Source organism: Mycoplasmopsis felis ATCC 23391 (assembly GCF_000701865.1).
Classification (GTDB): domain Bacteria; phylum Bacillota_I; class Bacilli_A; order Mycoplasmatales; family Metamycoplasmataceae; genus Mycoplasmopsis; species Mycoplasmopsis felis.
On record NZ_JNKA01000018.1, the window covers coordinates 1 to 20,849 of the forward strand.

The following is a 20,849-nucleotide window of genomic DNA, read 5'->3' on the forward strand; positions in this document are numbered from 1 at the left end:
AAATATATATAAAGTTTAAAGTAGCATCAATCAATAAAGTATTGTAAACTAAATAAATAATTAAGAATATTGCATTTAATGTTGCAATTAAAAATCCTATTTGCTTTTTCTTTGCAAAAAGATATATTGATATAACACCTAAAAAACCAGATATTGCTGCAAATAAATTTATAAGATTTGCTAAATTATTTTTATTTTCATGTCAGAAAAAATTTTTAGTTTCGATATTATAAACAGATAAAAATACTAAAACAATTGAAAAAAATGCTATTAATGTGTAAGAAAGGGTATTTATTGAAATTAGTTTTATTTTATTTTTATAATCTTTTAGCAAATAATATCCCTTCTTTTATCATTTTATAAACTCTATTTTTTTAAAATTTAGGTCTTCACTTAATATCTGAATTAGTGGTTGGAGTTACTTTTTTAATAAAAATATTTTCTTGTTTCTTTTCGATTTTTTTTGTCTGTATTTCTTCTTCCTTATTTAAACTTTTATTTTCTACTATATAAAACATTAATAAAATGATAAATAAGAATGGTAAAAACATTGGTAATACAAGCATTAAAAATTGTAAAATAATAAATAAATTAGATTTATATAAATTATCAACTCATTTATTTCTTAATTGATGATATAGACATAAATAAGATGTATAAAGGATTATAAATATATTTATATATGCAAAAATTATTGACAAAATAATTGTAGGTGTAAGAGGATTCTTGTCAGAATTTAACAATAAAGAGTAAACTCCACCAATAATAACTCCTTGAATAATTGATAAGACAAAAATTATTAAAAAACTTCAACCAAAAATCTTTGTACTTCTTTTACTATTTAATCCAATATTATTAATATTAAAAAATAAGAATTGATTTTCTTCTTTTCTATTTGCTAAAGAATTAAGAACAAAAATTGTATAAGCTATTAGTATGCTAAATAAAGGGTTTCAAAAATTCATAATATAAAGAATTTGCAAAATTAAAAATCAAGTTAATTTTCTTTTTTGATTTTTTTCATATGTATTATTATTCTCAGATATATTTTTAAATAATAATATGAAAGATAAAACATATAAAGTTATTTGTATCATTACATAGATGGATAAAAATACTTCAAAAGTTATTAAATAATCTTTACCTTTAGAAGAATTATCTATACTATATGAATTAATATAAGGACCTGAAAAATGATTAAAACTTCGATTTGAAATTATGTCACCAGTTGATAAATTGATTATAAATAAAATAAAAAACAAAATAACTAGCATTAAGAAAAAAGTACTAATTAATAGTAAAATACCAAATATTTTGTTAATTTTGTTGTGTCTGTCTAATTTGTATTCTATATTTCTATTTATATCATTTTGGGTCATAAAGAACTTCTCTTGTATCTTGATTTATTATTCTTTTTCTGTTTATTTGAAGATTAATTCAATCACCATCAGCATCATAACCAATTCATGATGTTCTATCTGCTTTTTCTTCATTTGTTTCGACATGACAAATTACAAGATTATCTTGGTTATCTCCTCCGCCTCTTGATTTCGGGATTAAATGATCGATATTTCAAACATAATCACTACTATTCCACTTCCTTCATAATGATCTCTTTTAATTCATTTGCCTGTGTAATCTTGGATTTCTGATTCATTACCATATCTAAGACGTCATAATTTCAAAGCATTATCTAGATTTATTTTCATAATAATTCCTTTCTTATTTTTTAAAATCAAAACATATACAAAAAGTAAATTTTTTTAAATTTTCCTTTAACTTATGAATTTACTTTTTTTATGTTTTTTTATAAAAAAATATTAATTATATTGTTGCTTATAATTGTTAATTTAAATATTAAATATATAAAAATAAACTACATAAAGTAAAATATAATAAATTTATTTTGTCTAATTATTTAAAATAAAATATTCAATATTTAACATATTAATTAAAACAAAAAAACAAAGCAAAAGTCAAAAAAAGTAGTTATTATATTTGTTTTCTAGAAAGCATTTCGCAAACCTATTTTGCATTTTCTTTGCAGATAATTTAAATTAGATGTATAAATTAAAATGTTTAATTATTATTTAGTTAATATTAATTAAAAATAAAAATTTCTGTTTTTCTTGATTTATTTTATAATTCTATTACTTATATCTGTCAAGCAAAAGTGCTTGACACTAAGAAAGGAGCAAATATGGTAAAAATTAGATTAAGAAGAATGGGAAGTAAATTTAAACCTGTATACAAAATAGTTGTCGCTGATTCAAGAGCACCACGTGATGGTAAATTCATTGAAGCGTTAGGACACTATAACCCTCTAACAAAAGAATTTATTTTAAATAACGAAAGTGCTTTGAAATGATTAAATCAAGGTGCAAAACCTACTGATACTGTTGCAAATTTATTCAAAACACATAAAGTATCTAATAATGAAAATTAATTTCTTAACTTTATTTCCTAAATACTTTGAACCATTTAAAAACGAAAGTATAATAAACAAAGCAATTCAAAAAAACTTATTAGAAGTTAATGTTATTGATTTTAGAGAATTTAGTAAAGACAAGCATAGAAAAGTAGATGATGAAATCTATGGTGGTGGTCATGGTTTGTTATTACAAATTGAACCAATTGATTTAGCATTAAATTCACTAAATGATAATGGTGGGTATAAAATCCTTGTATCACCTCAAGGCAAGATATTCAATCAACAAATAGCTAATGAATTAGCTAACAAAGAACAAATAACACTAATTTCAGGTAGATATGAAGGTTTTGATGAAAGAATAGTTCAACTTGTGGATTTAGAATTATCTATTGGTGATTTTGTTTTAACTGGTGGTGAGTTACCATCTATGGTTATTGCAGATTCTATTGCTAGATTAGTTCCTGGTGTTATTAAATCGCAGTCACACATAAACGATTCTTTTCAAGGAATGGGATTGTTAGATTATCCACAATATACAAGACCAAGGGAATATAAAGGTATGAAAGTTCCAGAAGTTTTATTAAACGGGAATCATAAAGAAATAGAAATATGAAAACGGGAATCACAATTATTAAAAACTAAAAAAAATAGGCCCGATATTATTGAAAGGATAAAAAATAATGAGAAATAAATTATTAGAAGTAGTTGAAAAAGCACAGTTACGTAAAGATTTACCTGAATTTAAAACAGGAGATAATGTTAAAGTTTCAGTTCGTATCCGTGAAGGAGAAAAAGAACGTATTCAGGTTTTTGAAGGTTTAGTTATTTCTAAAAAAGAATCAGGAACAAGAGAAACATTTACTGTTAGAAAAATATCTTATGGTATAGGTGTTGAAAGAACCTTCCCTGTTTACTCACCATTAATAGCACACATTGAGGTTTTACGTTCTAATAAAGTTAGAAGAAAAAGATTATTCTACATGAGAGACCGTAAAGGTAAAAGTGCACGTCTTAAAGAAATTAAAAGATAACAAAAATCATCCAAATCGGATGATTTTTGCTATTCAATAAATTAATAAATACTATAGTAATACTAATTATTTAATTTAATAAATTGTTTTTCTATATATTCTATTACTTTTACATTTGCTGCATTACCAAATTGTTTATAAGCTTGATAATCATTTTCGTTACATATAAAATTTTCTGAAAAACTTTCTAATCTGCTTGCTTCTTTTGGTGTTATTCTTCTTTTATATTTACCTATTATAGGTAGACGCACCATAGCTACAAGAACTGGGAAGAAATCAGGTTTTTTAACTATTATCCCTGAAGGTCAAAATTGAATTATAGTGTCTCAAATAGATTTATAATCCCTACCACATTGTCACTCTATTTTTTTTCTGTTTTAGTAAATTCATTAAGATAATCTCATTTTTTAAGTCATTTTAAAATAAATTATTTATTATATTCAAATAATAATTTATTTTTTAAAATAAAATCATTTTTTCATTTTTTGTTTATCTCTAAAAGTTGGAAAGGGTTTAAGAATTCTTCTGATCACACAGGAAAACATAATGTTCCTTTGAATTTTTCTTTTACAAAAATGCCTTCAGATTTTGACTTTTTAGGAATGTATTTAATTCCTTTTATAAAATCATTCCAACATTCTAGTATTCTTTCTTCATGATTAGTTATATTATATTTTTTATCTACTTCTTTATCGAGAATAGTATCGATATCATTTTTATAGTCATCTTTTTTTGGTAATTCTATATTAAAGTTTTTATATTTAATGATTTGTGATAACCAGCAATTATTACTCTTTCTCTGATTTGAGGAATGCCAATGTGATGAGGACTTATGACTAATGGTGATAATGTTATGATATAACCTAGGTTTTCCAGTGTTTCTTTAATTGTTTTTCATGTTTTTCCTTGATGATGTGAAACTAAATTTCTTACATTTTCTAAAATGATAAAAGGGTTTTATGATGTTTTAAAATTCTAGCTATATCAAAAAATAATGTTCCCCTAATTTTGTATTCAAAACCAAGTCTATCACCCCCTTTCGAAAAAGGTTGACAAGGAAAACCGGCACATAAAACATCATGTTTTGGTATGTCTTGAGCATTTATTTTTGTTATATCATTATAAGGATTAATACCATAATTTTTTTATAAGTTTCAATTGCATATTTATCAATTTCATTAGCAAATACACATTCACCACCTAAATTTTCCATTGCTTGATGAAATCCACCTATCCCTGCAAATAAATCTATAAATTTAAATTTTTTCATAACCATCCTTACTTATATATGTATAAACAATGCTATTATTCATGTTTTCTTTATTTAATAAAAATTTCGGTTCTCTTTTATTATGATTAGTACCTGAATTATGACCTTGTTTAAAATCTGATAATATGTATTTAAAACTACTTTCATTAATTTCAAATATCCTCATCTGTTTAAAAATTACAGAATGTTTCATTTTATTTACATAAAAAATTTTACTATTATTAATTTTAAATAATTCCATTCTTGTCTTTGGCATTTCATTATTAAAATCTTTATCTTTTAAGGTTGTATGTTCATAGAACTATGTATCATAGTTTTTTGTATTTCTTAAGTGCTTGTAGTGTATTTTTCTGGTCATTACCAGGTTTTGTTTCTTAGATAAATCTGAGCATTTTAAATCACCATAGAAATTTTCATAATTAAAAAATAAATCAAAATCTAAATCAAATTTATCTTTATAATCCTTGACAAAAATTAAATTATCTATATTTTGAGAATTAACAAATTGCTTAAATTTAAATTCTAAAACCGGTCAGGTCGCTCAACACCTTTTGCTTGATATCAATCATTTTCTTTCATTTCTTTAATACAATTTATTGCCATTAAAGTTTCATTAAAGTTAAATGTTTTATTAAAATTAGAAAAAACGGAAAATAAATTTTGAAAATTATGATTATTTTCGTTTATATATTTATACAAATGTGATTATTTTTTAAATCAACTTTATTGAAAATATTATATTTTAAGCCTTGATATAAGTCATTTATATAAATATGAGCAAAAGAAGAATTTAATTTATTTTTAATATAGTCGTAATTTTAAAGTCCAATATAAAACATTATCATTATATTTTAAACACCAAAAATATATATTTTAGTCTGTTGTGATTGATATTCATTTATAAAATCTTTATATCAACTTTTTAATTGGATTCTTTTTTTAAAAATTGGGTGAGGATTACCAAGATAAGTTACTCAAGCACAAATAAAATAATGTTTGATATTGTTATTAATGTAAAGGAATAATATTTTATTTTTGTACTTAAATTCTTTAGCTCCAGAATTAAGTGAATGATTTAAAATTTCTAAGAAATTTATTTTCTTTGTTATTGATTGATCAAAATCAATAACTATCTTCCCATTTTTATAAATTTGTTCTGATTTATATTTCTTATCCATATTCTCTCTTGAATATAACATTTTTCAAACCAAATTTACTTTTTAATATGTTCAATATAATTTTATTACATATCAACAAACATATCTTCTAATTCATAAAAGACGATAAGAAGAATAAAACCACTCTGGGAGTGGTTTTATTCTATGTATACTTCTATTAAGGTCTCTGATTCTTTATTTTTATTTGTTTCTAATACCTTAAAACTTACTTTATCTTTAAGTGTGTATTTAGAAGTTTTATAAAGTTTTGGTTTATTTATTTTTTTAGCAAATCAGTGGTATAAAGTTAATTGTTCTTCATTTTCTTCTAATAAACTTGGATCTAGTTCTAACTGTTTGAATAATTCTCCGATGAAAGTATCTCCTCGTACTCTGGATTTTTCTAATGATATTTCATAAATTTTTTCATCATCATCATATTCATCATAGATTTCACCTATAATTTCTTCGATAATGTCTTCAATTGTTATAATTCCTATAACGTCTGTACTATTATTATTTTCTACTACAAAACCCATTTGTGCTCTTGCTGCTCGCATTTTTTCTAAAGCACTAGATAAAATTGAGTTAGATGAAATTAAAGGAACTCTTTTTATATAATTAATAATTTTTCCTTTTTTAAGATGAAAGATATCTTTTAATAATAAAATACCTATTAATTGGCCGTTTTGTTCAACCGGTATCCGTGAATAGTTAGTTTCTTTAAATAATTGTATTGCTTCAGATACATTTGCTTTATAAGATAGAGTTGTTACTTCCTTAAGTTTAATATAATGTGATAATACTTTTGTTGAATCTAAATCGAGAGCATTTTTTGCTAGTAAACTTTCACCGGTTTGCAAAACACCTTCACTTTGAGCCAAATTTATTATTGATTTTAAATCTTCTTCTGAATTAGTTATATAAACATCTTTTGATAATTTATGTATCGGTCAGGTTAAAATTCAGAATACTCAATAATTTAAATCAATTCATCAACTAAAAATTTGCAAGAATTTTTTTGGATTTTTTCTAGCTAATAGTTTTGGTGTAATTTCACCAAAGATAACTAGTAAAGGTGTAACAATTGCAGTTGAAATAATTATAATTAGTGTTTCATCAGTAAATAATTTACCTAAAAATACACCCATTAAAACAGAAGAAATAACATTAACTAAATTATTTCCTATTAAAATGGTTGTTAATATTCTATTATATTTATTATAGTGTTTACTTATGAGTTTATTTGAAGTTTCTTTATTTTCTACCATTTCATAAATCTTAGACTTCGGTAAAGTTGAATAGGCTGTTTCACAACCACTATATATTGAACTTAATAAAAACAAAATTATTAAAATTGGTATTATTACTAAATAATAAATAAAGGACATAATTCTCCTTTATAAACTATCTTACAACAGGAATATTCCATCATTCTCCTATTCTTCATTTATTGAAATGTCTCTTGGTGCATCGTTAAATGTTACTATTCGACCTTCATAAATTAATTCTGAATTTCCTGGTTGACCATTACGGTTTTTTGCAACAGAGACTTTTGTTAAGGTATATTCAGATGATTCATCTTTTGAATCATTATTATTTTTTGATTTTTTTTGACTATTTCTGCTTAAGAAAATAACTATATCAGCATCTTGTTCTATAGCACCCGATTCTCTTAAGTCATGTAGTTGCGGAGATTTATCTTCCCTGTTTTCTACACTACGTGATAATTGAGATAAAGCCATTATAGGGATTTTTAAGTCAAGTGCTAAAGTTTTTAAACTTCTTGAAATTAATGCTATTTCATTTTGTCTGTTTCCCGAGGCATTTGGTCCGCCTGAAATTAATTGTAAGTAATCTACAACTACAAAATGTAAACCATCTTTAAGATTTTTTGCTAATTGCTTAATTTTTCAAATTATGTCAGTGATTCTACTTGTTGTAGCATCATCAAAAAACAAGTGTGAATTTTCTTCTTCTATAATAAATTGACCTTGTAATTTAAATCATTCTTCATCATCTAGTTTTCTTGGATTTTGTATTTTTCATAAATCAATTTTAGCAAGTGAAGAATAATAACGAGCAATTAATTCATTTACAGGCATTTCAAGCGAAATAAAGGCTACATTTTTAACATAACTATCATCATATGGTTTTAATCTAGAAATATTTGACGCTATGTTTAAGGCTAGTGCTGTTTTACCAACTCCAGGTCTTGCTGCTAAAACTATTAGTTGTCCTGGTTTAAAACCTTTAACATAATAATCTATTGAATTAAAGTTTGTTAATAAGGTGTCTTTATCTATTGAATTATATGCTTTAATTTCACTTAATTTTTCTTGAAATTCTTGGGTTGCTTGACCAATTGAAACAAAAGAACTATTATTAATACCACTACCATTGTGTTCTGTAACAAACTTTTCAAAGTCAGCAAGAGAAAAATCTCATGAAATATCTTTTTTGTTTTTAAATGAATTTAATGATATTTCATAAAAAACTTCCAATGCTCTAAGTTTTGTTAATTCTCTTAATTTTTCAATGTAGAAATTAATGTTATTTTCATTTTGGAATGATATAGATAAATCAGACAATAAAGAACTAGTTACTAGAGGGAATTTATTTCTTAATGAAGGTGATGTTTCAATATCATTAGATATATCATAGAAATTAAAAAAAGTGATTTTATCAATTCCTGTTTGTTTTTTCTTTTCACTAATTAAACTAAATAATTGTTTATATTCTTCACTAACAAAATCATCTGAAGTTAAATAATCAATTCCCATTTGTTGTCTAGATTCATCAGAAATCATAATTGCTAAAATATTTTTTTCTATCAATGAATCTCTAAACAAAGTATTTTCAATATACTTTGTAGGTAAAAATTCGAAATTATGATATTGATTATCTTGTTTTTTATTTTTTGACATTAATTTTTATTTCTATCCTTAATTTAGCTATGATGTCTTTATATAAATTAACTTCAACATCATGATTACCTTCAGAAACTAAGTGAATTTTTTGTAAGGAGTGTTTTGGTAATTTAAAACCTAATTCTTTTAATGATTTATCTACATCTTTAGTAGATACAGAACCATGTACATTTAAATTATGATTACCATCGATATTTGCAGTTAATTGATATTTTAGAACTAATTCCTCTATTTTTTCTTTTTCCCTTAAGGCATTCGTTCTAGTTTCATGTTCATTTGCTACTAAATCATTAAGTGTTTTTTGTAATTGAGCATAGTTTTTTTCATTATATGGAACACCAAATCCTTTTTTAACTAAAAAATTTGTTCCATAACCTGATGCTACTTCTATAATTGTGTTTGCTTTTCCGTCTTTACAATCTTTTGTTAATATGATTTTCATAATTATCTCTTTTCTATTGTGTTTATTGCATGTTTAATATTATCTATAAAAGTATCTAAATCCTCATTTGTTTCTGCTGCCGCTGCTGAAAAGTGTCCTCCACCACCAACTGCTTCACATATTATTTGTACATTTGCATCTAGACCTCTTGCACTTAGTTTATATAAATTGCTTTTTTCTAATTTACCAACAACAAATGAAGCAATTCTTCCTTTTACTCTTAAAACTTCATTAGATGCAATAGATATTACATCGTTTGAATATTCTTGGTCTGAGTAAGCTAAATAATAACCTGTTTTTACTTCAGTTAAATTTTCCAATAATTTAGAAACCTTAATGGCTGTATCATTGTCTATTTTTAGTAAATCAGTACTTACTGATATACTTGCTCCCTTTGATTCTAGCAATGCACAAGCATCAAATGTCCTTTTTGAGGTTATTCGTGAAAATTGACTTGTATCCAGATATATTCCATTTAATAATAATTGTGCTATAAAAGGTTTTAAATAAATTTTATGTGTTAAGAACATATAAATTTCTGTGATTATTTCGCTTGCACTTGAGCAAGTAGTTTCTATATAAATATTTGATTTTGGAGCAAAATCTATGATTTTACCTTGTCTGTGATGGTCAAAAACAAAAATATTATTTCTTTGTACATTAAGTAAACCATCACTATAATCAGATCTTAAAATATCTGAATTATCTACCATAACAACAAGCGTTCTTTCATTTATCAAACCGGCTACATATTTTGGGTGTATAAATTTATAATCCTTAAATTCTTTTTTTTGTATTAATAAATTTGTTGTACTGTCAAATGTATTCATACAAAGATATGGCTTTTTATTATAAGCTAATGCAATTTCATAAATTCCACAAGCAGAACCTAATGCATCTAAATCCGCATTTTTATGTCCATAAATAATTACATTTTCTATATTATCACTTGATAATTTATTAATTAAAATTTCTGTGATTGCTTTAATTTTTGTTCGATTATTATCTGATATCAATTCAGTATGTGAACCATAATATATAGGTTGTGAATGATTAGAAAAAATAGTTACTTGATCACCACCTCTGGATTGTGAATGAATTAAAGCTTTTTTTGCTTCCTCAAGTTTTTCTTTTAATGATGTCCAACCTGTAGCAAAACCCAAACTTAAAGAAAGTTTATTTATATCACTATTTTCTATAAGTTTATTTATTTCAATAAAAATATTGAATTTGGTTTTTTTGAATTTTTCTAAAGTCTTTTCATCTAAAAATAGAATAAATTTACCATTAGTATACTGTCGATAAATAATGTTATATTTGTTTACACACTCATTTAAAACATCAATAACAACTTTGTTGATCATAAATAATTGTTCTTCAGATAAAATAGATTGATATAGGTTGTAATTATCTATTTCTAATTCTCCCACAACAGGTTTAAGATCTTTTACTTCTCTTTTTATTATATTTTCGGAAGTTATGTCTTTAATAACAACAGTATTTTGAATGGGTAAAAATTGAGCTTGAAAAATTTGATTATCTTTAGTGAAATTTATATCAACATACTTATGAAAATTTGAAATATCACAATCATAATATTTAAAAAAGTCTGATATTTTTGTCCCAATTAAATCATTACTAAATGAAGTTTTAATTAATTTACTTGTCCAAATTATTTGAAATTCATTATCATAAATAATAAGTCCTAAATGATTATTAGAAATAACTTCTTCTATTAAATTATTAAAGGATTTTTTAACTAGTTCCCTAGAATTTGAAAAGTTAATTACTCCAAAATACAAAATGAAGGTTATCAAAATTAATAATAAAAAAATGCCTCAAATTAATAATAAATATAAATAAAAATTATATTCAATTTTTAAAAATACAATTAATGAAGTAAGTAATAATATAAATAATACTACTCCAGAAAATATAAATGTCCAAAATTTTTGTTTCGAGTTCATTATTCTCCATTTTAATTTAATAATTCAATTATACACTATTTAAATTTTGAAAATTTAAATAAAAAAATCAACTATTTGTTGATTTAAATTCCATGAGAATGAGTATGGAAAGAAAGAATAATAACTGCAAAAATAACTCCCATAAATAAGAAGATTAATGTTATTAATCATTTCTTCTTATTGAAAATCTCATGATAAAATTCAGGGAAAAATTCCACTAAAGAAGTAAATAAAAATACACCACCTATTCCTGCGTATATAAAGCTTTTTAAAAATGAATTAATAAAATCTCCAACATAAATTCCAATCAACATAAAAGGTAAAAATAAAAATAATCCAATGAATGAAACAAATAAAGCTTTTCAAGGAGAAAGACCAGATTCTCTTAATCTAAGATAAAAAATTGTTTCTTCTGGTATTAAATGAAAAATTAATGAAAGAAAGTATGCAGTTGTTAAAGCACTATTTTGACTATAAATCACACCATCAACTGGAATATGTTGATTTAAACTATAACCAATTAATAATCCTTCTGGTATTCTGTGAGTTAATAATAATAATAAAGCAATTAATTTTAACTTACCTTCTACTTTTTCTTTTAATGTATCTTCTACTAAGGATAATTTATCATCTTTATTATTCATAAAATCTGAATGGCTATGTGTGTGAACGTGATCACTATGCTCATGTTGATGGATGAATATACTTAATTTTTTAGAAGACATTAATTTTTTATTAAGTTGAAATGATATTGCAAATTTTAGAACAAAAGAAAAAATAATTCCAGTTAAGGTTCCGCCTGCTACTAATCCAATATTTGTCAAATATGTTTGTGTTGATGAATAACCATTTATTGCACCTTGAAAACTAGATACTTCTAGTGATTCCTTTAGAAAACCAAAAATAGATAGTATGATAAAAAATCCAGTAGAAAATGCATATAAATATACTTTAGATTTCCCTTTTAAGATATTTTTAAAAAAAGGTAAAACTAAGGATAAAATTATTGGTATTAATAATAAAGCAAATAAAAAAATGAAAACTAAAATTAATTTAGATGCTCATTGAATCTGAATATTATCATTTAAATAAACATATAAATCTGAAATTCACTGCATTTTATAAAACTTCTATATTATGATAAACATCTTGAACATCATCATCATCTTTTAATTTTTCAGCAAATTCTAGGAGTTTGTTTCTTTTTTCTTCATCGTATTCTACATACATATTAGGAATATATGTAACTTCACATTGGATAAAGTTTTCTATTTTTAAATTAGTTTCTAGAGCATTCTTTAATTCGCTGAAGTTTTCTGGTTTACAGAAAATTATAAATGAATCATCTAAAGTTTGAATATCATCTGCACCACTTTCTAGAGCTATCATCATTAAATCATCTTCTGTGGTTTCATTTTTAGAAATTTCTATAATTCCTTTTTTATCAAATACAAAAGGAATTTGACCTGTTTTACCTAAGGTAGCATTTTGCTTATTAAAATATGCTTGAATATTTGATTTTACTCTATTAACATTATCGCTTAATGTCACAACAATAAATGTTGCTCCTCCACTTATAGTTGCATTAAAGATCAACTCAGTGAATGAATCTGAACTTTTTGTTCCCTTTGCTTTTGCAATAGCTCTTTCTATGTTCTCTTTTGGCATATTTTTTGATTTAGCTTTAGAAATCGCTAATTTTAGAGCTGGATTCATATCTGGATCGGGTCCTAATGAAGCTGCTACAAATATTTCTTTTGACAACTTTTGAAATATTTTTCCTCTTGCTGCGTCTTGGGCACCTTTTCTGTGTGCTATGTTTGCTGAATGTGAGTGTCCTGCCATAATTTCTCCTTATTTAACTTTATTTGGTTTGTAAATTTTATCTCTTTTATGTTGTGTTATTTTATGTTTTAATTTTATTTTCTGAATAACTTCGGGTTTGAGTTTTTTATTTATTTCATTTTTATTAGTTAAATGATTTAAATAAAAATCAAGATCGTCATAAGAAAATCCTAATTCATTTTCATCGGTTTGCCCTTCTCATAAACCTGCTGATGGTTTTTTATTAATAATTGAATCGGGAACTCCAACTAATTTTGCTAAATATTTAACTTCTGCTTTTGTTAATTGTGAAATAGGTAATAAATCTGCGCCACCATCTCCGAATTTAGTGAAATAGCCTATGTATACCTCATCTGCATTGTCTGTACCTAATACTAAAGAATTTTTTTCTTGAGCAATTGCATATAAAGTTGTCATTCTTAATCTCGGTTTAATATTTGCTATTGCTAATAGATTACTTAATGTTAAATTATTAAGTAATTCATTGAAAGTTTTAGTCAAGTCTATTCTTTGAAATGAATCATTGAACGTTTTTTCTAGTTCATTGATATGTTCTAAATCACTAGTAGTCATTTTTTTTATAGGTAAAACTATACCATATGTATTCTTTGGGCATAATTTTTTAGCCAATGCATAAGTTAAAGCAGAATCAATACCACCGCTTATACCTATAACAAAACCATTTGCTTTTGCTTTTTTTAAATATTTTTGAAGAAAATTTAAAATTACTTCAATATAATTCAATGCTTTTTCTCTATCAAAATCTACTTTATTATTGCTATATTTTGTTATTATACTCATTTTTACCTTTGTATAATTATTATTATATAATCAATTTAATTATTTCTTTGCTTTATTAAGTAATATAAACCAATTAGTGCAGAATCATCACCTAGTTCATCAAAATATAAATTAATTCCATAGAAATGGTTAAAATCACTAATTTCCTTTGCTTCTTGGAATGCTTGTTTAACCATTTCTTTTTGTGCTAAACCTAAACTTCCGCCAATAAAGTAATTATGAGGTGCTAATATACCAGCACTTATAGCAAATATATCTCTAAGAGTATCTTTTGCTTGATTAACTATTTCTTCTGCCATTTTGTTTGTTTTCGATAATTCAAAAATTTCTTTTGCTGATTTATTTAAACCTAAAAATTTTGCTTTAGTTTCTATTCCAGTTCCTGAACAGTGTAATTCTAGTGCATATGAATTTTTTAATCTAGATGCTCCTTGAAATGAATGTTTTGAAACAGGAATTTGTGCAATTTCTTGAGCATAGTAATTATTACCATGATAAATTTGATCATTAATTATTAATCCTGCACCAAAACCAGTACTTAATGTAAAAAATTGACTAATTTCATTTTTAGTTTTATTAAAATTTTTATGATTTGCTAATGCCATAGCATTAGCATCATTTTCAAAAACTATATCTTTTAAAGAAGTATTTTTTAGTAAATAATTTTTTAAATCAAAATTTCTTCAAGTTCCTCCTAGATTTGGACTATTAAGAATAATTCCATTTCCATAATCACTAGGTCCTGGAATACATAGTGCTAAATAATTTATATTATTTTTGTTTATTTGCTCAATAATTCAATCTGATGTTTCAAATGCATTTGTATAATTTGTTTTAGTTTTAATTTTGTGTATTATTTCACAATTTTTATTAAATAATGCAAAACGTGTATTCGTTCCACCAACATCTATTACTGCATAATTTTTAAAATCTTGATATTTCATAATAAAATTATATATAAGTTATGAATATAAAAAATTAAATTAAAATATAATATTACTTATTAGTAATATAAGGAGTTTTATGAAAAAAGTCTGAATAAACCTATTGCCTTTGTCTATTTTACCAATATCAATTATAAGTTGTAATAATAAAGAAACACAAAAAGATTACAAAAATGACTTAACTGTCAATGAAGTCTTAAAGAAATTTCAATTAAACATAGAATCTCAAGAACCAAAATTATCATTTGATAAGTTTAAAGAAGAATATCAAAAGTTAAATATTAATGATTCAGAATTTAATATTCAAGTTTCAAAATTATTAAGCAATAATTGAGTTTGATTTTTAAGCAATATCAAATTATTTGGTGCAGAACAAAAAAATAAAACAGATTGATTTTTATTTCCAGAAAAAGAAGAAGCAAAACACTCTAGATTGTTTAAGCATGCTTTAGGTTTAGATAAAATAGAAAATGAAAATAGTATTCCTCACTCACATATTTCATTCCCTAAAGTATTGAGAATTGATTTTTCTAAGTTTACCTCAATATCTGAAGTTTTAATAGATACAAAAGATAATCAAAAAATTTTATTCATTACTTTCGGAAGAACTATAATCAAACTTAAATTAATTAATAATAAAATAATAGTAGATTCTGATTTTTATTTCATAATTAGACAAAACAAAGAAGGAAATAATATACCAAGTAATAAATTAATAGAAAATGAAATACTTCAAACTATATTCAATACAGATATTAATTTAATAGATCAAAAATTTATAGATCAATACGAAGATAAGATAACTGCTGAATATGGTATTCCTTCAAAAGTATATTTAGTAATAAGATAAAATGCATATATTATTTTGAATTGGTATATCAATCTTTCTTTTTTTATTTTTAGCATTATTTTTAATTTTAATATATTTGCTAATAAAAAAATCTATATTAAAAGCCTCAGAAGAAATAAACATTAAAATTAGTAATTATAAATATGAAAATATAAGAAATATAAGTAAAGTAAGTAAACTAAGGACGCATAGCGAAGAAAATGAAATTATATTTAATAACTTAAATAGGTTGAATAAAGAAATTAATTTATTTTTTGAAGAATTTAATTCATATAACATAAACAAAAAGAAATTTGGTTTATTTAAATCACTTTATCAAATAAAAAAAATCAAACAATTAAATTCTAAAATTCAATTTAAACAAAATGAATTTTGAAATTGATCAAATAAAATAATGAATGAATGAAATAATTTAGATAATTCTATTTATAAATATATACAACTAATTAACTCTTGAAAAAATAAATTAATTTCTACGGAAATTTCTAACTTTTTCTTTAAAGAAAAAGTTCATAATCTAATCGAAGAAACACTTATTTATATTTGAAAAATAGATATTTATAAAACTAGGGATCTAAGCGGTAATATAACTAAATTAAATGATTTAAAAAATAAAATATTTAATTTAGGTTATTTGTTTTTATCTTGTCAGAAAATTGATTTTATGTTATTAGAAATTTATAATTTAAGGTCTGATATAAATATAAACGAAATATATTTAACCTTTATCAAAGAAATTAAAAACTTATCCTTATCAAAAAGTAATTGTAATATAATTAATTCAATTAAAAAAATAAAAAATATTTATAGTCAATTTTTAAATTATAAACAACATTCATATATAAATAATGAAATAAATAATTTTTTTGAGAAAAACAAAGATAAATTTATTTTGTTATCTAACAAGTTAAAAAATGAATTTAATAATATAAACATAAATAAAAATAAAAAAATAAATCATTTAATTCTTTTTACAAGCAGCATAAGTAAAAAACTTCATCTTTTTAATTCTTCAATTAATAAAATAGAAGAATTAATCAATCATTTAAAAGAATTTGAAAAAGAAATATCTCTCTTAAAAGGCAAAAGTATCTTAGAAGAAGATAAAAAAATTCAATTTAGTATAGAATTATTTATAAAATTAAAAAGTCATTTTTATTTATCAATTGACACTCAAAATAAGAAATTAGTAGAAAAAATAAATAATTTTTTTATAAAAAATATAGAGAATCAATCAAGCGAAATCAGTATTAAAACTTGAAATGAATGAATTTGTTTATTGGAAAAATTAATTATTTCAATTCAATTGAACAATAAATATCACAACCTTTTTAGTAAATTAAATTTTTATTTTGAAAAAAATTCAGATAAATATAATAATCAAAAGAAAATAGATTTAGGTGCAATAAATAAGCATATTCATAAAAAGAGCTTTAAAAATGCTTTTTATTTGCTTAAAGACTTTTTTGAAAGGAGCAAGAATGTTCAGTAAAATACTCATAAGATATGGTGAACTAGTTTTAAAGCATAAAAACAGAAAAACTTTTATTAATCAATTAAAAAATAATATTAAGAACATAGTAGGAACAAATCCTGAAGTAGAATTTGATAGAATGTATCTTCCTTATTCAGAACAAAATTTAAAACAATTAAATTATGTTTTTGGAATTAGTTCTTATTCACCTGTAATTGTTGTTGAAAATAATATTGAACTTTTTAAAGAAAATATTTTACAACTCATTAATCCATCATCTCAAACTTTTAAAATATCAGCAAGAAGAAATTACAAAAAATTTGGTCATAATTCAAATGAAATAAATAATATTCTTGGTGGACATATTTTAAAGAATTCAAATTTAAAAGTAGATGTTCATAATCCTGATCAAATATTTTATATCGAAATTCGTAGAAATAACACTTATATCTTTTCTAATTATATAAAGGGACTAGGTGGATTACCTGTTGGAGTTTCAGGAAAGGTTTTACACTTACTTTCTGGTGGTTTTGATTCACCCGTTGCTGCTTTTCAATTAATGAAAAGAGGTTTGAAAGTTGACTTTTTATCTTTTTTAACACCTCCACAAACAGATGAAAGAACTATAAAAAAGATTAATGATTTAGTCTCTGTTTTAACTAAATACCAAACTTCAAGTAATTTATTATTAGCTGACTATTCTCATTTGATGAATTATATTGCATTAACTTCTAAAGAATCATATAAAATCAATTTAATGAGAAGAAGTTTTTACCGTATTGCACAAAAAATAGCAGAAAAGAATAAGATTTTAGCAATATCAAATGGTGAAAACTTAGGTCAAGTTGCATCACAAACTTTAGAATCAATTAATACAATTAATTCTGTAATTACAGTACCTGTTTTAAGACCATTAATTACTTATGATAAAAATGAAATAATTGATATTGCTAAAAAAATCAGTACACACGATATTTCTATTATTAAAGCTAATGAAACTTGTGAACTGTTTGCTCCTAAGGAACCAACAACAAAACCTAACATTCAACAAGCTTTACTATTAGAAAGTGAATTAAATATGATTAATGAATTAGAAGAAGAATTAATTCAATCTAAAATTGAATTAATTAAAATTGGTAATAAAAATGGATAAATTCGAGTTTTACATTGATTTTGAAGCAATAACTTTGGATTATATGCGTAAAATCATTAAGAAAAAATGATTAATTAATAGCAATATAGATGACAACCAATTAAAAAAACTAAAATCTGAAGATTTTATTTTTTGTTATACAATAGGGTATTTTAAGGAAACTAATTTTTCAAAATTTACCAAGAAAACTACATTCATTAAGTTCAAATCTTTTGGAAATAATAGAGATAATGAATTAAGTGTAAAAATATTAAATGATTTAAGGTTTCTAACAGGAATAAAAGATTTTATGCCAAACGAAAATAATTCGGTGTTTTATTCTTGAGGTGGTTTGTTAGAAGATAAGGTCTTAATGAAGATTTTTAATCTAAAAACAGATAATTTAACCAATAGACAAATTTCTATAGATAAATTAATACCTCAAAATTTGTTTGAAAAAAAATATATTTCTAATTGGGATTTATTAATAAAATCTTATCCCAATAACCCTATTTTAAATCTCAAGATTAGAAAAAAAACCACAAGAGAAGCAGATTCAACGGGTGAAAAAATGTGTGTGCTTGGTTCTGTTTTTTTATTGGATAAATGAAATGATGATACATTATATAAAATAAAAGAAAAAGATATAAAAATATTAATGAATGATATTAAAATTTATAATTCAGATGATGTTTGTAAATTAGCCTTAATTCATAAATACTGAGAAGTATCCAATGAAATAATAAATTTGATCAAAAATATAGAAAACGAAAGAAATTCAATTATTTCTGCTAAATCACAAAATATATGATTACTAAGAGGAATTGAGAAATATTTACATGATTTAAAACTAACTCCTACTGAATGCAGTAAATTAATAACACTTGAAAACAATGAAATAGAATCATCAGAAAATATTGAAAAAATAAAAGTAATAAACAAACTAACTAAAAAATTTGGAAACATAAAATTATTTGAAATCTTAGATTTATTAAATATAGAAATAAATAAACTTCAAAATGAAATAGAAAAATACAATTCTAAAATTTTATTAGTTGCTAGTCAAACATATAAGAAAAATAAAATAACACCCAAACTATAATCAATAAAGAACTAATATCTTGATTAGTTATATTATTATTAAGATATTTAAATAACTTACTAAACTAACATAAAATTTTGTTATTTATATAAATTATTAAATTAACAATAAAATTTAACTTTATAATTAAATTTATAATATTTGTGGAAAAAATTACATTTTTTCGTAAATATTATATTTTTTTATAGCAATTAAACTTATTTTTAAACTAAGGTTTTAAAAAAATATAAAATAAAGATATAGGTAGCAATCATGAAAAAATTTAAAAAGTTATTCATTTTATTTTCTTCTTGTTTTCTATTGAGTAATTCCGTATCTCTCATGAGTTCAAATATAAATTATAAAGAAAAAGATACAGAGAATCTTTTAATTCTCTCAGAACTAATGAGATTGAAAAGACTACAAAATGTACAACAATTTTTTAAAAAGAAACTCTATATTAAAGATTTATATAATAGAAAACTACTAGTTATTGCAACTAAATCCGCATATTCTATTATAGATTTTAAAACACTTATAACTCTAGAAACTAGATTTGAAACTTTAGAATTAAATGATAATGCAAACTTTATATATATTCCCGGTTTTGGACTATATAAAGAAAAAGATAATAACTTAATAAACATAAGTAATAATGAAATATTTTCCAAAAATCATTTTATAAAAAATGTCTTACCTGTTAATATACCCAATGACAATCAATTTATAAATAAACAAAAAGAAAAAAGAGAAAAAGAAATTAATACTTTTTCTTTATATAAATCTAATGCTGAAAGACCTAATTTTCCAAAGTTAGATTACATCGGAAATAATAAATTTAATGTCTCTCATGTAGTACCTAATGCTTGATGATTTTCAACAAGAAATAACTATGAAAAATCTGGTTACATAGATTATCAGGGTAATGGTTTGTGTGAATATGTTGCTTTATCACAATTACTTTTATATAATCATCTGTTTGTTGATTCGACTATTTTCTCAAAATTTGACTATGATAAATATTTTATATTAAAAGATTCAGAAAAAGATATAAATGATTCTTCTCCTGTCTTTAGATTTGCTAAACATAATTTAAATAATGAAAATTTAGATAATTCACTAGCATTTACTTTGTTCAAAGAAGGTGGTTATAATTATGATTTAAAGACTTCTTCTGTTTTGTGAAATACAACTGAGAAAATCCTAAAAAATAACATAAATAAGTGGAAGTTAGACGGAAAATATGGTGGTTATTATAAAGCATGAGAATATGTTAAAAAAGGTATACCTAGTGTTTTCCTGAGTTTCCCACTTATTTATTAAAAAAATACTTAAACACCTACAATATAGATGTTTAAGTATTTTTTGTTAATTATTTATTTACAATTTTTGAATAAATATCAAAATAATATCAAGAGTTATTAAAACTTTGTGAATCCTCCCTCTCTCTTTTTAAAATTTCTTTTGTTTTTGAATTTAAGTCTAATCTTTCTC

The 20,849-nt window shown here is 23.2% G+C and carries 24 protein-coding genes and 2 pseudogenes; 9 read left to right on the forward strand and 17 right to left on the reverse strand.

The window, feature by feature from the left end:
• The 3 genes from T405_RS02345 to T405_RS04145 form a co-directional block, all read right to left on the reverse strand.
• The coding region (locus T405_RS02345; RefSeq protein ID WP_036430707.1) for a hypothetical protein at positions 1-334 on the reverse strand (334 nt) is incomplete at its 3' end.
• Between the two features lie 40 nt (positions 335-374).
• Positions 375-1,379, reverse strand: coding sequence for a hypothetical protein (locus T405_RS02350; protein ID WP_036430709.1), 1,005 nt, complete (start codon positions 1,377-1,379; stop codon positions 375-377).
• Positions 1,357-1,608, reverse strand: coding sequence for an HNH endonuclease domain-containing protein (locus T405_RS04145; RefSeq protein WP_084271906.1), 252 nt, complete (start codon positions 1,606-1,608; stop codon positions 1,357-1,359). The genes T405_RS02350 and T405_RS04145 overlap by 23 nt, the downstream gene beginning before the upstream one ends.
• Positions 1,609-2,200: 592 nt before the next feature.
• Here T405_RS04145 and rpsP point away from each other — a divergent pair.
• The 3 genes from rpsP to rplS are packed head-to-tail and all read left to right on the forward strand — an operon-like array spanning position 2,201 to position 3,462.
• Positions 2,201-2,446: a 30S ribosomal protein S16 gene (gene rpsP, locus T405_RS02355; protein WP_036430711.1), complete on the forward strand. Its 246-nt coding sequence runs from the start codon at positions 2,201-2,203 to the stop codon at positions 2,444-2,446.
• Positions 2,436-3,122, forward strand: coding sequence for a tRNA (guanosine(37)-N1)-methyltransferase TrmD (trmD, locus tag T405_RS02360; protein ID WP_036430713.1), 687 nt, complete (start codon positions 2,436-2,438; stop codon positions 3,120-3,122). The genes rpsP and trmD overlap by 11 nt, the downstream gene beginning before the upstream one ends.
• Positions 3,112-3,462, forward strand: a complete 351-nt coding sequence (gene rplS / locus T405_RS02365; RefSeq protein WP_036430715.1) for a 50S ribosomal protein L19 — start codon at positions 3,112-3,114, stop codon at positions 3,460-3,462. Before trmD ends, rplS begins: the two co-directional genes overlap by 11 nt.
• Before the next feature lie 62 nt (positions 3,463-3,524).
• On the opposite strand, the gene T405_RS04035 is transcribed toward rplS, so the two are convergent.
• On the reverse strand, positions 3,525-3,716 hold the full coding sequence (locus T405_RS04035) for a DNA cytosine methyltransferase (RefSeq protein ID WP_258408960.1): 192 nt from the start codon (positions 3,714-3,716) through the stop codon (positions 3,525-3,527).
• Between the two features lie 231 nt (positions 3,717-3,947).
• Between T405_RS04035 and T405_RS04040 the strand changes: the two genes are divergently transcribed.
• The gene (locus tag T405_RS04040; RefSeq protein ID WP_258408961.1) at positions 3,948-4,184 is read left to right on the forward strand and encodes a hypothetical protein; all 237 of its coding nucleotides are present in this window, start codon (positions 3,948-3,950) and stop codon (positions 4,182-4,184) included.
• Positions 4,185-4,203: 19 nt separating this feature from the next.
• Here the strand turns inward: T405_RS04040 and T405_RS04130 are convergent, their stop codons facing one another.
• The 13 genes and pseudogenes from T405_RS04130 to T405_RS02420 all read right to left on the reverse strand — a co-directional run bounded on the left by T405_RS04130 (position 4,204) and on the right by T405_RS02420 (position 14,818).
• Positions 4,204-4,410, reverse strand: coding sequence for a DNA cytosine methyltransferase (locus tag T405_RS04130; protein ID WP_309299786.1), 207 nt, complete (start codon positions 4,408-4,410; stop codon positions 4,204-4,206).
• Positions 4,401-4,738, reverse strand: a pseudogene (gene dcm, locus T405_RS04150) (DNA (cytosine-5-)-methyltransferase). Before dcm ends, T405_RS04130 begins: the two are co-directional and overlap by 10 nt.
• Positions 4,719-4,988: a hypothetical protein gene (locus T405_RS02375; RefSeq protein ID WP_156951238.1), complete on the reverse strand. Its 270-nt coding sequence runs from the start codon at positions 4,986-4,988 to the stop codon at positions 4,719-4,721. Before T405_RS02375 ends, dcm begins: the two are co-directional and overlap by 20 nt.
• Positions 4,989-5,033: 45 nt before the next feature.
• On the reverse strand, positions 5,034-5,297 hold the full coding sequence (locus T405_RS03860) for a hypothetical protein (protein WP_156951239.1): 264 nt from the start codon (positions 5,295-5,297) through the stop codon (positions 5,034-5,036).
• A 286-nt stretch (positions 5,298-5,583) separates the two neighbouring features.
• Positions 5,584-5,910, reverse strand: a complete 327-nt coding sequence (locus T405_RS02380) for a hypothetical protein (RefSeq protein ID WP_051619543.1) — start codon at positions 5,908-5,910, stop codon at positions 5,584-5,586.
• Positions 5,911-6,047: 137 nt separating this feature from the next.
• Positions 6,048-7,280: a CNNM domain-containing protein gene (locus T405_RS02385; RefSeq protein WP_036430719.1), complete on the reverse strand. Its 1,233-nt coding sequence runs from the start codon at positions 7,278-7,280 to the stop codon at positions 6,048-6,050.
• A 48-nt stretch (positions 7,281-7,328) separates the two neighbouring features.
• On the reverse strand, positions 7,329-8,816 hold the full coding sequence (locus T405_RS02390) for a replicative DNA helicase (RefSeq protein WP_036430721.1): 1,488 nt from the start codon (positions 8,814-8,816) through the stop codon (positions 7,329-7,331).
• Entirely contained in the window at positions 8,803-9,261 is a 459-nt protein-coding gene (rplI, locus tag T405_RS02395; RefSeq protein ID WP_036430723.1) for a 50S ribosomal protein L9, read from the reverse strand. Before rplI ends, T405_RS02390 begins: the two co-directional genes overlap by 14 nt.
• A gap of 2 nt (positions 9,262-9,263) precedes the next feature.
• Positions 9,264-11,228: a GGDEF domain-containing protein gene (locus T405_RS02400; protein ID WP_036430725.1), complete on the reverse strand. Its 1,965-nt coding sequence runs from the start codon at positions 11,226-11,228 to the stop codon at positions 9,264-9,266.
• A gap of 83 nt (positions 11,229-11,311) precedes the next feature.
• On the reverse strand, positions 11,312-12,346 hold the full coding sequence (locus T405_RS02405) for a ZIP family metal transporter (RefSeq protein ID WP_036430727.1): 1,035 nt from the start codon (positions 12,344-12,346) through the stop codon (positions 11,312-11,314).
• A 1-nt stretch (position 12,347) separates the two neighbouring features.
• Positions 12,348-13,073 carry a YebC/PmpR family DNA-binding transcriptional regulator gene (locus T405_RS02410; protein ID WP_036430729.1) on the reverse strand — a complete coding sequence of 242 codons (726 nt, stop codon included), beginning with the start codon at positions 13,071-13,073 and terminating at the stop codon, positions 12,348-12,350.
• Between the two features lie 9 nt (positions 13,074-13,082).
• A complete protein-coding gene (nadE, locus tag T405_RS02415; protein ID WP_036430730.1) occupies positions 13,083-13,874 on the reverse strand; it encodes an NAD(+) synthase in 792 nt (263 codons plus the stop codon).
• Between the two features lie 35 nt (positions 13,875-13,909).
• Positions 13,910-14,818, reverse strand: a complete 909-nt coding sequence (locus tag T405_RS02420; protein WP_036430732.1) for an ROK family protein — start codon at positions 14,816-14,818, stop codon at positions 13,910-13,912.
• A gap of 79 nt (positions 14,819-14,897) precedes the next feature.
• On the opposite strand from T405_RS02420, the gene T405_RS02425 reads away from it, so the two are divergent.
• The 5 genes and pseudogenes from T405_RS02425 to T405_RS03730 form a co-directional block, all read left to right on the forward strand.
• Positions 14,898-15,668: a hypothetical protein gene (locus T405_RS02425; RefSeq protein ID WP_036430734.1), complete on the forward strand. Its 771-nt coding sequence runs from the start codon at positions 14,898-14,900 to the stop codon at positions 15,666-15,668.
• Positions 15,669-15,744: 76 nt separating this feature from the next.
• Positions 15,745-17,160 carry a hypothetical protein gene (locus T405_RS02430; RefSeq protein ID WP_156951240.1) on the forward strand — a complete coding sequence of 472 codons (1,416 nt, stop codon included), beginning with the start codon at positions 15,745-15,747 and terminating at the stop codon, positions 17,158-17,160.
• A complete protein-coding gene (gene thiI, locus T405_RS02435; protein ID WP_036430738.1) occupies positions 17,150-18,295 on the forward strand; it encodes a tRNA uracil 4-sulfurtransferase ThiI in 1,146 nt (381 codons plus the stop codon). The genes T405_RS02430 and thiI overlap by 11 nt, the downstream gene beginning before the upstream one ends.
• Positions 18,288-19,376 carry a hypothetical protein gene (locus T405_RS02440; protein ID WP_156951241.1) on the forward strand — a complete coding sequence of 363 codons (1,089 nt, stop codon included), beginning with the start codon at positions 18,288-18,290 and terminating at the stop codon, positions 19,374-19,376. The genes thiI and T405_RS02440 overlap by 8 nt, the downstream gene beginning before the upstream one ends.
• Positions 19,377-19,628: 252 nt before the next feature.
• A pseudogene (locus T405_RS03730) lies at positions 19,629-20,651 on the forward strand (putative cysteine peptidase); the annotation flags it as partial.
• Between the last annotated feature and the right edge of the window lie 198 nt (positions 20,652-20,849).